12 protein-coding genes are annotated in these 12,703 nt (G+C 29.3%); 11 read left to right on the plus strand and 1 reads right to left on the minus strand.

All coding sequences use genetic code 11. The features are described 5' to 3' along the window. Nucleotides 1-20: 20 nt before the first annotated feature. The 3 genes from CHL78_RS03335 to uvsE all read left to right on the plus strand — a co-directional run bounded on the left by CHL78_RS03335 (nt 21) and on the right by uvsE (nt 2,348). Nucleotides 21-557 carry a sigma-70 family RNA polymerase sigma factor gene (locus CHL78_RS03335; protein ID WP_094368720.1) on the plus strand — a complete coding sequence of 179 codons (537 nt, stop codon included), beginning with the start codon at nt 21-23 and terminating at the stop codon, nt 555-557. Beyond that, entirely contained in the window at nt 544-1,323 is a 780-nt protein-coding gene (locus CHL78_RS03340) for a DUF6241 domain-containing protein (protein WP_094368721.1), read from the plus strand. Before CHL78_RS03335 ends, CHL78_RS03340 begins: the two co-directional genes overlap by 14 nt. Before the next feature lie 65 nt (nt 1,324-1,388). After that, nucleotides 1,389-2,348, plus strand: coding sequence for a UV DNA damage repair endonuclease UvsE (gene uvsE, locus CHL78_RS03345; protein ID WP_094368722.1), 960 nt, complete (start codon nt 1,389-1,391; stop codon nt 2,346-2,348). Nucleotides 2,349-2,374: 26 nt separating this feature from the next. Here uvsE and CHL78_RS03350 read toward each other — a convergent pair whose 3' ends face one another. After that, nucleotides 2,375-2,683, minus strand: a complete 309-nt coding sequence (locus tag CHL78_RS03350) for a nucleoside triphosphate pyrophosphohydrolase (protein ID WP_094368723.1) — start codon at nt 2,681-2,683, stop codon at nt 2,375-2,377. A 228-nt stretch (nt 2,684-2,911) separates the two neighbouring features. On the opposite strand from CHL78_RS03350, the gene CHL78_RS03355 reads away from it, so the two are divergent. The 8 genes from CHL78_RS03355 to codB all read left to right on the plus strand — a co-directional run bounded on the left by CHL78_RS03355 (nt 2,912) and on the right by codB (nt 12,686). Beyond that, the gene (locus CHL78_RS03355) at nt 2,912-4,366 is read left to right on the plus strand and encodes a DEAD/DEAH box helicase (protein WP_094368724.1); all 1,455 of its coding nucleotides are present in this window, start codon (nt 2,912-2,914) and stop codon (nt 4,364-4,366) included. Nucleotides 4,367-4,419: 53 nt separating this feature from the next. Next, nucleotides 4,420-5,280 (plus strand): RelA/SpoT domain-containing protein, encoded by an 861-nt coding sequence (locus CHL78_RS03360; protein WP_094368725.1) that lies wholly within the window; start codon nt 4,420-4,422, stop codon nt 5,278-5,280. A gap of 145 nt (nt 5,281-5,425) precedes the next feature. Further along, nucleotides 5,426-6,415, plus strand: coding sequence for a LacI family DNA-binding transcriptional regulator (locus CHL78_RS03365; RefSeq protein ID WP_094368726.1), 990 nt, complete (start codon nt 5,426-5,428; stop codon nt 6,413-6,415). Between the two features lie 238 nt (nt 6,416-6,653). Then, complete coding sequence (locus CHL78_RS03370; RefSeq protein ID WP_094368727.1) at nt 6,654-8,036, plus strand: PTS transporter subunit EIIC; 1,383 nt, start codon at nt 6,654-6,656, stop codon at nt 8,034-8,036. A gap of 121 nt (nt 8,037-8,157) precedes the next feature. Beyond that, complete coding sequence (locus CHL78_RS03375; protein ID WP_094368728.1) at nt 8,158-9,633, plus strand: glycoside hydrolase family 32 protein; 1,476 nt, start codon at nt 8,158-8,160, stop codon at nt 9,631-9,633. Further along, nucleotides 9,626-10,591 (plus strand): carbohydrate kinase family protein, encoded by a 966-nt coding sequence (locus CHL78_RS03380; protein ID WP_094368729.1) that lies wholly within the window; start codon nt 9,626-9,628, stop codon nt 10,589-10,591. Before CHL78_RS03375 ends, CHL78_RS03380 begins: the two co-directional genes overlap by 8 nt. 24 nt (nt 10,592-10,615) lie before the next feature. Continuing rightward, nucleotides 10,616-11,128, plus strand: coding sequence for a PTS sugar transporter subunit IIA (locus CHL78_RS03385; protein ID WP_094368730.1), 513 nt, complete (start codon nt 10,616-10,618; stop codon nt 11,126-11,128). 295 nt (nt 11,129-11,423) lie between these two features. After that, a complete protein-coding gene (gene codB / locus CHL78_RS03390; RefSeq protein WP_094368731.1) occupies nt 11,424-12,686 on the plus strand; it encodes a cytosine permease in 1,263 nt (420 codons plus the stop codon). The last annotated feature ends 17 nt before the right edge of the window (nt 12,687-12,703 follow it).

Below are 12,703 nucleotides of genomic sequence, written 5' to 3' on the forward strand. Positions count from 1 at the left end.
TATTTTAAAAGGGGAATGGTATGGACGATATACTAAAAGTACAGAGAGCCATTAAAGGTGATAAAGAAGCCTTTAAGGAGCTTATGAAAGATAATAAGCAATATCTATTTAAGATGGCATATCTTCACACAAAGTATGAAGAAGATGCAAAAGACATATTTCAAGAAAGTATTATGAAGGCATATAAGGGTATAAAGAATTTGAAAAATCCTGAGTATTTCAAAACTTGGATAACAAGAATACTTATTAATACAGCAAATTCATACTTACTAAAAGTGGGTATGGTTGATTTAGATGAGAATGTAGAGAATCACCAAAATAATAGATATGTAGTGGAAAACAATAGTGAAGTAAAAATAGATTTATATAATGCAATAGATACTCTTGAAGAAAAATATAAAAATGCAATAATACTTAGATATTATTATGACTTAAAGATCGATGAGATTGCAGAAATATTAGAAGCAAATCCAAACACTATAAAAACATATATAAGAAAAGCCTTAAAGGATATGAAAAATCTTCTAAAGGAGGATTACATAAATGAAGAAATATAATAAAAATAAAATAAATGATATAGATTCAAAAGAAATAGAACTAGAAATATTTGAAGTTATGGAGAAGGAAATAGAAACTGACTTTGAGGACTTTTATAGAACATTAGATAACTTGGATACTATAGAGCTTCCAGATGACTTAGATGCGTTAATTGATAACGTGATTGATAGTGTAGACAAAGATACAAACAAAAAGAATATTAAGAAAATATATATTGCTGCTGCATCAATAGTTTGTATAATTATGGGAATAGGGGTTTATAATCCAGCATTAGCATATAAGATACCTATATTACATAATGTTTTTAAAGTGATAAATGATACACTTAACATAGACTCAATTTCAAGTACAATTGGGGTAAATAAAATAGTTCCTAAAGTTGAAGTGAATGAAGAGGGAAGCTTAGAAGTAGTGAAAGTAAAAGTTAAAAAGGAAAAAGATGTAGTTGCTCCAACTAGCCAATTAGAAACAATAAGACTAATTCATGATATGTCAAATGGTATAATAAAAGCCCAAGATATATGGAATTGTACAGAGATAACTCCAAATACAATAGAAATGGCTCTAAATGGAATTGAATATATGGATGAAACTCACAAGAGCTACTTAAAAGGAGAGATAGAGAAGTGGAAGATCGGCGAGTTTGGTAACGCTAAAGAGGTACATAACTATGTATGGAGAATGCTTAATGGAACTATCGGAGAAGCGTATGGAATAGATAATGGTAACATCAAAAAAATTAAAGAAAAATATTTTTCGAACTAGTAATAGAATAAGTTAGTTTATAAATGGCAAACTAAATAAATACATATTAATAAGGAGTCATTTATATGAAAATCAGATTAGGATACGTAGCTATAGCTTTAAATTTAGGGAAGGTAACATCATCAAGTACACTTACATATTCAAGATACACAAAGATAAACTCAAAAGATGAGAGATTAAAAAAACTTAAGGAAGTAACATATTCTAATATAAAAGCTCTTGAAACAATACTTAACTATAATATAGAAAATAATATACATTTTTATAGGATAACATCTAATTTGATACCATTAGCTACTCATCCAGATGTATTATGGGATTATAAAAAGTATTTCTCTAAAGACCTTAAATATATAGGTAATATAATAAAAGATAACCATATGAGAGTAGACTTTCATCCTGATCAATTTAATGTTATTAATTCTCTAAGAGATGATGTAGTTAAAAATACGTTGAGAAATCTAGAATTTCAGGCAGGTCTATTTCACTCTTTAGACTACTCTGAAGGCAAGCTAGTAATCCATACAGGAAGTGGTCAAGGCGGAAAAGAAAAAAGTATTGATAAATTTATTAACAACTTAAAGATATTTCCAGAGGATATAAGAAATAAATTAATCATTGAAAATGATGACAAAGTATTTACTGCTAAAGATGTATTAGACCTTTGCAAAAGGGCAAATCTTCCAATGGTTTTAGATGTTCATCATCATGACTGTAAAAACGATGGTGAGCAGTTAGGAGATGTATTAGAAGATGTTTTTAATACATGGAAGAATGAAAGCTTACCACCAAAAATTCATTTTTCTAGCCCTAGAGAATTTGAAAAAGATAAGAAGCATGCTGATTATATAGACGTAGAAAGGTTTGCACAATTCTTAGACTTAGCTAAAATTAAAGCTGATAGAGACTTTGATGTTATGATAGAGGCAAAGCAAAAAGACTTAGCATTATTTAAGCTTGTAAAAGATTTAAAGCAAATTAGACCAAAGTATAAATATATAGATGAAACTACTATTGAAATATAAACATATTAAAAAATGTATACTAAAAATTAGTATACATTTTTTAATAATATATGATTTTCAAAACCTCCAGATTGAGATCTCTTTTCATTTCTTTTTATTAGCATTTCATCTTCAGTAAAGCCATATTTTTTTCCAATAGAAAATACAACTTCTAAAACATCTGCAATCTCATCTAGATTTTCGTTATCTACAAGCTCAAATATTTCTTCATGAAGCTTAACATAGAGATATTCCAAAATTCTATCATCTTTAATAATATCTATATCACATTGCTTTCCAGATTTTTTTATCATATCCGGAATATTATCTCTAACCAATTTGTCATAGCTTTTCATAAAATATCCCCCCATATCTTATATCTATATAAAAATTATAGAGCTTAACACAGCCAATGTCAAAAAAGAAAATTATTCATTTATTTATTAAATAAGATAATATACTTCAAAAAAATAGATATACATATATTTATTGGTAATAGCAAATAAATAAAATGAAGAAAATATTAAAGTATAATTATGTTATAATAAATATCACTGTAGTAATAAAACATAAGGTGGTTAGACATGAACGGTAAATTTAGAAATTTTAATTTAGATAAAAATATATTAAAGGCGTTGAATAATTTAGAATATAATAAACCTTCAAAGGTTCAGAGTGAAGTTATTCCTAGACTATTAAATAGGCAAAATGTAATAGTAAAATCAAAAACAGGAAGCGGAAAAACTGCTAGTTTTGCAATACCTATATGTGAAAATATTGATATAGATATTAAAGAAGTACAAGCACTTATAGTTGTTCCAACAAGAGAGTTGGCACTTCAGGTAAAAGAAGAAGTATCAAATATAGGTAGAATAAAAAAAGTTAGATGTAGCGCTATATTTGGAAGGCAGCCAATAAAAGAACAGATTAGAGAACTTAAGCAAAGAGTTCATGTAGTTGTTGCAACACCAGGAAGAATAATTGATCATATAGAAAGAGGAACTATAGATCTAAGTAAAATTAGATACTTTATTATTGATGAAGCTGATAAGATGCTAAATAAAGGCTTTGTAGATGATATGGAATTTATATTTAATAAAATTGGCAAAAACTCAATTAATGGTCTTTTCTCAGCTACTATAGATATGGATATACAAAATATTTGTGATAAATATTTTGTAGAGTCAAGCCTAATAGAAATTGAGACTAATGAGGATATAAATAAAAAGCAAATCGAAGATAAAAAGTATATCTCTGAAGAAAAAGATAAATACGATAATCTAAAATGTATTATATACTCTGAAAGTCCAAAATCTCTTATGATATTCTGTAATACTAGGGAGAGAGTAATTAGACTATTTGAAAAGATGAAGAAAGATAAATTTTTAGTAGCCCAACTTCATGGTGATATGTCTCAAGATAAAAGAATATTTGTTATAAAGGACTTTAAGGAAGATAAATTCAATATATTAGTAAGTACTGATGTGGCAGCTAGAGGTATACATATAGACGATATATCTTTAGTTATAAACTACGATGTTCCTCATGATAAAGAAAACTATATACACAGGATTGGGAGAACTGGAAGAAAAGATTGTTATGGAAAGGCTATAACGCTTGTAAGCTCTAAAGATGAAAAATACCTAGATGAAATACAGGAATATACTGGTTATGAAATTCAAGAACTACAGCATATTAATAAAGATAATATTCTGATAGGCAAATTAAAATATGAAGAAATGTCTAGGAAGCTGCTTAAAGATAGAAAGACAATAAAGCAAGAAAAGAAAGTTCATAGTGAGATTACTAAAATTTATCTTAATGCAGGTAAGAAGAAGAAAATAAGAGTAGTCGATATAGTAGGTGCATTAAGTAATATTGATGGGATAACTGGAGATGATATAGGAGTTATTGATGTGAGAGATCTATGTTCATATGTTGATATCTTAAATCACAAAGGTGAATTAATCACAAAAAAATATAAGGAAATAACTATAAAAAAGAAAACTGTTCAGTTAAGAAAAGATAGACAAAGCTAGAGAATATATGTGACCTTAAAACAAGAGACAAAAGCTAGCTAGGAGGATTTATAATGATAGTTACTAAAGAAGAATTCTTTAAGAAATACAAGATTAATGAAGAGTTTCTTATTGAGAATAAAATAGATTGGAAAGATCTTGAAGAGATAAATATGGACTTTAATAAGTATAGACAGAGCTACGAAACTCAAGCAGATTTAATAGCTAATATACTAAGAGGGCATAAGAAAGTACACTCTGTAAAGACAAGGGTAAAAGATAGCCAACACTTAATTGAAAAGATTATTCGAAAGACCGAAGAAAGAAGAGCGAAGTATGGCGATAATTTTAAATTTACAGTAGATAACTATAAGGATGAGATTACAGATTTACTGGGAATAAGAGTAATACATATATTTAAAGAAGACTGGGAAGAAATCCATCATTTTATTAGTCAGATGTGGAATATAAATGAAATAGTTGCTAATATCAGAGAAGGAGATAATACTAAAACTTTTGAAGAGTTAGCTATAGAAGTGTGCTCAAGATTATCAGGATATAGATCTGTGCATTATCTAATAGAATCTTATCCAACTACAAATAAAGTTATTGCTGAGGTTCAAGTAAGAACTATATTTGAAGAAGGATATGGGGAGATAGATCATCAGTTAAGATATTCTTTAGATGAAATACCTGAAATACTAGAACAAAATCTAATGCTTCTTAATCGAATAGCAGGTAGTTCTGATGAGATGGCATCTCTTATAAATATGTTAAGTAAAAGTTTTAACGATATTGAATCAAAATGTAAAGATAAATTAGATGATAAGAATGAAAAGATAAAAAGGTTAAAAGAAAAAATTTCGAAATTAAGTTCTGTAGAAGTAGATGATAAAGAAATGCTTCTTAAAGATATAGAAGAAATACTAAGTTAATTAAAAGCACTGAGAATTTATAGAATTTCTCAGTGCTTTTAATTAAGACATACAAAAGAATAAAATTCTATTAGAGTACTTTATAGACATTAAGAAAAAAATAATATAAAATTATAGATTATGAGCAATTAGGGAGAAGAAATATATGAATATTATAGATATAGCAAAACTTTCAGGAGTTTCTAAGTCTACAGTATCAAGATTTTTGAATAATGGATATGTAAGCGAAGAAAGTAGAAATAAGATTCAAAGGGTAATAGATGAGACGGGATTTGTTCCATCTGCACATGGGAAAATTTTAAGAACAAAGAAGACAGACCTAATAGGTGTGATACTTCCTAAAATAAGTTCTGAAACGATAAGTAAAATAGTAGGTGGGATAAGTGAAGAGATATCAAAACATGGATATAATATTATTCTTGGAAACACAGACTTAAATATAGAAAAAGAAATAGAATACCTAAATATATTTAAAAATAGAAATGTGGATGGAATAATTTTTGTAGCCACGATAATTACGGATAAGCATTTACAAATTATTAAAGATATTAAGGTTCCGATAGTAATAGTTGGGCAATACATAGATGGATATCCTTGTGTATACCATAGTGATTACGAAGCTGCATATGAAATGACTGAGTATTTAATAAAGCAAGGGCATAATAAAATTGCATATATTGGGGCTACTGATGACGATATATCCGCAGGATTAAATAGAAAAAATGGATATATAGATTGTCTTAAGAATAAAAACTTAACATATTATAAAGAAATAATAAGAGTAGGCGATTTTTCACAAGCTGCAGGGTATAATCATGCTAAAAACCTCTTAGAAAATAATAATGATATAGATGCTATTTTTTGTGCAACTTATAATATGGCTCTAGGCGCAATGGAATATGCTAAAGAAAGTAATATTAATATACCTAATAAGATAAGTATATGTGCTATAGGAGATTCTAAAATATCAAATTTGATATCTCCAAAGCTTACAACAGTTCAATATTATTATGAAAAAAGTGGGATAGACAGTGCGAAAATACTAATGGATATAATAAGCAGTACAGTTGATTCTAGTGATGTAAAATCTATAAAGTTAGGATATAATTTACAGATAAGAGAAAGTGTAAAATAATAAATTAAAAACATATTACCAAGGCTAAAATTTTTGGTAGTATGTTTTTTTATAAGTAGATATAAAATAATACAATTAAAAAACTAAGAAAATGTTTACAAATTGATTTGAAAATTATATAATTTACTTACGAGAGGGAAAGATACCATAAAAGATGTGTGGGAACGATACCTCCTCTGGTGAAATTATTAAGATTAAGACAATGAGTAATAATAAATATATAAAGGAGAAGAAGACAATGAACTATATAGACATATCAAAGGGAATCTTAGAAAATATAGGAACAAGTACGAATATAGAGTCAGCAGCACATTGTGCAACGAGACTTCGTATAGTTTTAAAAGATGAAAGTCTTATTAATAAAAAAATTATACAAAGTATAGAGGGTGTTAAGGGTGTATTCATAACAGCTGGACAACTTCAAATAATATTCGGGACTGGTATCGTAAATAAAGTATATGATGAATTTGTTAAGTTAGCAGACATTAAGGTAGCTACAAAAGAAGAAGTAAAGAAGGATTCTTCAAAAAAAGGAAATATATTACAAAGATTAATACGTACATTAGGCGATATATTTGTGCCTATACTACCTGCAATAGTTGCATGTGGTCTAATGATGGGGTTAACTGAAGCAATAACATTTATAACAAGCAATGGTTATGCTGATATAAATACTAGTGGATCATTCTTTGTAATGCTAAAGTTATTTAGTAATGCAGCATACATATTCCTACCAATATTAATAGGATTTAGTTCAGCGAAAGTATTTGGAGGAAATGTATACTTAGGTGCTGTAATAGCAATGATTATGATTCATCCAGACTTACAAAATGCTTGGACAGTTGCAAGTGATGGATATAACTCAATGCAACCAGTTTGGGGTGGGATTTATAGTATACCAATGGTTGGGTATCAGGGTCATGTAATACCTATAATGATAGCCGTATACTTAATGAGCTTTATAGAGAAAAAACTTCATAAAACAGTACCTGAAATGTTAGATCTATTCTTAACTCCGTTAATAACAGTTTTCATAACAGGATACCTTACATTAACAATAATAGGACCCATATTTGTTGGTCTTGAAAATGGAATAATCAATGCTGTTCAGTATATAATACAAATACCATTCGGTATAGGCGGGTTCTTAATGGGTGGTATATACAGTACTACAGTTGTAGCTGGAGTACATCATATGTATACTATAATTGACTTTGGTCAAATAGCTCAATTTGGATTAACATATTTCTTACCAATTGCATCGGCAGCAAATATTGCTCAAGGTGGTGCTGCATTAGCAGTTGCATTTAAAACTAAGAACAAAAATATTAAATCTCTGGCATTACCTGCGGGAATAAGTGCTCTTTTAGGAATCACTGAACCTGCTATATTTGGTGTAAACTTAAGGTTTGGTAAGCCATTTGTTGCGGCATCAATAGGAGCAGCTTGTGCAGCACTATATGCTGCAATAGTAGGACTTGGTGCCACAGGAACTGGTGTTACAGGTATATTTGGTATACTTTTGACATTACAAGCACCTCTTCAATATATAATAATGTTTGCAATAGCTATCGGAGTTTCATTTGCTTTAACTATGGTACTTGGATTTAAAGAAGACTAGATTACCTTGTAAAGATAGTCTGCTTAGTGATAATCTAGGCAGACTATTTTTATTATCTAAAACAAAAGAGTATTAATAGCAAGTAATCGTATAAATTTATGGAGTAATGAGGAGATAAGTAATGAGTATTTTAAAAAGAGAGTTTAGCAAATTAATTGATGTATGCCTAGAAAAAGAAGTGGATAAGGTTAATAGTGATAAGTATAGACTTAAGTATCATCTTATGCCGCCTATTGGATGGCTAAATGATCCAAATGGTTTATGTCAATTTAAAGGTGAGTACCATGTGTTTTATCAATACTCTCCATTTGACGCTAATGGAGGACTTAAATTCTGGGGGCATTATAAGTCTAAAGATATGATAGAATGGGAGGATTTAGGAGCTTGTTTATATCCTGATACACCACATGATTGTCATGGCGTGTATTCAGGATCTGCATTTGTTGAAAATGATAGAGTATATTTTTATTATACTGGTAACGTAAAACATGTAGGAAGCTATGATTATATAAATAATGGTAGAGGTCATAATACGATAATGGTAACTAGTGAGGATGGAATTAACTTCAATGATAAAAAGGTACTTTTAGAAAATATTGATTATCCATCAAACATGACATGCCATGTAAGAGATCCTAAGGTATTCAAAAAAAATGATAAATACTTTATGGTATTAGGGGCAAGAGATAATAATCATAAGGGATGTATACTTTTATATAATAGTGATGATCTTGAAAAATGGAACTTTCTAAATACAATAAGTACCAATGAAAAGTTTGGATATATGTGGGAATGTCCAGATTTATTTGAACTTAAAGATGAATGTAGCGGAGAAACTAAATCTATATTATGTATATCTCCGCAGGGTATAGAAGCGGATGGATATAAATTTAATAATATATACCAAAGTGGGTATTTCCTAGGGAATATGAATCTTGAAAATGGAAATTTTGATTTTGGCGAATTTATAGAGTTAGATAGAGGATTTGATTTCTATGCTCCGCAAACTTTTATTGATGAAAAAGGAAGAACTATTTTAACAGGGTGGATGGGACTACCTGATATTGATGAAGAACATTATACTAATCCAACTACTAAAAATGGATGGCTGCACGCACTAACAATACCTAGAGAATTAGTACTTATAAATAATAAGGTATATCAAAGACCTATAGAAGAGTTAAGAAAATTAAGAGGAATATATATAAGTAGAGAATTAAAATCTACTAGAGAGTATAATGAATTAAAAGGTGAGGTATACGAATTAGATATAGAATTTAATAATGATATTGATAATTTGAAAATTAATCTGAAATCTGATTGTAATATTAGCTTTGATAAAAATGAAAGAACTATTAAACTATCTTTAGGTGATAGTGGATATGGAAGAAAAACAAGGTCAGTAACTATAGATAGATTAAATAGATTACAAATATTTAGTGATACATCATCTCTTGAAATATTTGTGAATAATGGAGAAGAGGTATTTACAACTCGTGTTTATAGTAATTCAAATAATGATAAAATAAATATATCTGGAAATTTAGAAGATGTAAAAATAAATATGTATGAATTGGGAGAGTATAAATATGTATAAAATAATAACTATAGGTGAGGCTTTAATAGATTTTATACCAAATCAAAAGGGATGTATGTTGAAGGAAGTAACTGGATTTGAGAGGGTAGCAGGAGGAGCACCAGCAAATGTTGCTGCTGCAGTAGCAAAGCTTTCAGGAAATGCATACTTTATATCTCAATTAGGGCAAGACGCCTTTGGGGACCATATAGTAGATGTATTAAATGAAGCTAATGTAAATACTGATTATGTGTTAAGAACAAATAAAGCGAATACAGGACTAGCATTTGTTTCTCTGAAAGAAGATGGCAATAGAGATTTTTCTTTCTATAGAAATCCTAGTGCAGATATGTTACTTGAAGATAATCAAATACAAGAAGAGTGGTTTAAAGATTGTAAAGTACTTCACTTCTGCTCTGTTGATTTAGTGGAATCACCTATGAAGTATGCTCATAAAAAAGCTATAGAATATGCAAGTAATAATAATGCTATTATTAGTTTTGACCCAAATGTTAGATTACCACTATGGGAAAATCATGAAGAGTGTAGATCTGTCATACTAGAATTTTTACCTATGTCACATATAGTAAAGATATCTGATGAGGAATTAGAATTTATTACAGGAATAAAGGATGAATCAGAAGCATTAGAAAGCTTATTTGTAGGTAATGTTAAAGCTGTAATTTATACAAAAGGTCCAGATGGTGCTTGTTTTATAACTAGAAAAAATGGTATTATAAAGAATGTTGAAGGTAAAGGCATAAAAGTTAAGGCAATAGATACTACAGGAGCTGGAGACTCGTTCATAGGATCGTTTTTATATCAATTAGGAAGAAAGAATATAAATTTATCTAATATAGAAGACATCGATGAAAAAACATTAGAAGGTATAATAGCTTTTAGTAATAAATATGCTGCTGACACTACAACTAAAAAAGGTGCAATATCTGCTATGTGCACACTTAAGGATTTAGAATAATTAACTAGACAAGGAGATAATGAAATGGGATTATTTGATATTTTTAAAAAGAAAAAAGCTGATGATACAGCAAAAGCTACTACAGAATTAAAAGGTATAGTATCACCTACTAACGGTGAGTTACTAGAGATAACGGCTGTTCCAGATGAAGTATTCTCACAAAAAATGATGGGAGATGGATTTGCTATAAAATCAAATGATGGATTAGTAGTATCTCCAGTATCAGGAAATGTAGAAATGGTATTTGATACTAAGCATGCTATAGGTTTAAAAACTGCTGATGGAATAGAAGTTCTTATACATATGGGAATAGATACAGTAAACTTAAAGGGAGAAGGTTTTGAAATATTTGTAAAGGCTGGAGACAAAGTAAAAGCTGGTGATAAATTAGCGAAGATGGACCTTCCATTCATAATAGAAAATGCAAAGTCGGATATAACTCCAGTTATATTTACAAACTTAAAAGAAGAACAATCTATAAAAGTTTCAACAGGATCTGTATCAGCTAAAGAAGAAAATAGAATAGAAATAATATAAATAAAAAAGGTGTAATCTTTTATAAAGTTTACACCTTTTTTATTTATAAAAGTTTTATTATTGACAATAATCGACAAAGTTGATATTATTAGTATAACAAAATATAGTACCTTTAACTCAGTTCAGAGAAACTGGCAAGGTTTTCGGAAGAAAATTATAAAAGATAGCATCTTGAAGTAAAATTTAAATTATTAAATAATTTAAATTTGAAAAACTTTTATGGATACTACTTAAAACCCCTTGCTAAGCAGGGGGTTTTCTTTTTAGGTACGTGACAATAAGGAGAAATATCATCATGAGTAAAAAACATCAAGATCACGACTATTCGCTAGAAGCAATACCAAACAACGCTAAAAAAGGATTCTTATCAATGTTAGTGGTTATGCTAGGCTTTACGTTCTTCTCAGCAAGTATGCTAGCTGGGGGTAACCTAGGAACTAGCCTTAGTATGAATAAGTTTATAACGGCAGTAATTATAGGAAATGCAATATTATGTGTATATACAGGGCTTTTAGCTTATATGGCTGGAGATACAGGACTTTCAACTCATTTACTTGCAAGATATTCATTTGGTGAAAAAGGTTCATACTTAGTATCATTCTTAGTTTCTGCAACACAAGTAGGATGGTTCGGAGTAGGAGTTGCAATGTTTGCAATACCAGTTTCTAAAGTTACAGGTATAGATGTAGGATTATTAGTTTTAGTATCAGGATTATTAATGACAGCAACAGCATTCTTTGGAATGAAATCTCTTACAATATTAAGTATGATAGCAGTTCCATCAATAGCGGTGCTTGGTAGTATATCAGCAGGAAAAGCTATAGGAGATGTAGGTGGATTTGTAGGCTTATTAGCAATCGAGCCAACAGGGACTATGACAATGAGTGCAGCACTTGCTTCAGTTGTAGGTACTTTTATAAGTGGAGGTACTTTAACAGCAGATTTTACAAGATTCTCTAAAAATAAAAAAGTAGCAGTATCTACTACTGTAATAGCTTTCTTAATAGGTAACTCGTTAATGTTAGCATTTGGTGCGATAGGTGCAATGGTTACAGGTCAAGCTGATATTGCTGAAGTAATGTTTATGCAAGGACTTATAATACCAGCAATAATAATATTAGGATTAAATATATGGACAACTAATGATAATGCACTTTACGGGTCAGGGCTTGGTTTCTCTAATATAACTAAGCAACCAAAAAGTAGAATGGTTATTATAAATGGTATAGTAGGTACGTTACTTGCAATGTTTTTATACAACAACTTCATGGGATGGTTAAACTTATTAAATTCATTTATACCAGCTACAGGAGCTGTAATAATAGCAGATTACTTTATAATAAATAAAAGAAATTATGCAGATTTCAACTCAATGAAATTTAAGACGGTTAATATAAATGCAATAGTAGCATGGATAGCAGGTGTTATAGGTGCTTATGTAATACCTGGAATAACACCTTTAAACTCAGTACTAGTGGCAATAGTAACATATGTTATAATGAGTAAATTAAACTCTAGCAATAAAGCTAATAAAGAAAATAGTAAAATAGCTGCTTAGATAATAAAAACTAGCAG

It is taken from the genome of Romboutsia weinsteinii, from assembly GCF_002250835.2.
In the GTDB taxonomy this organism is placed as follows: domain Bacteria; phylum Bacillota; class Clostridia; order Peptostreptococcales; family Peptostreptococcaceae; genus Romboutsia_A; species Romboutsia_A weinsteinii.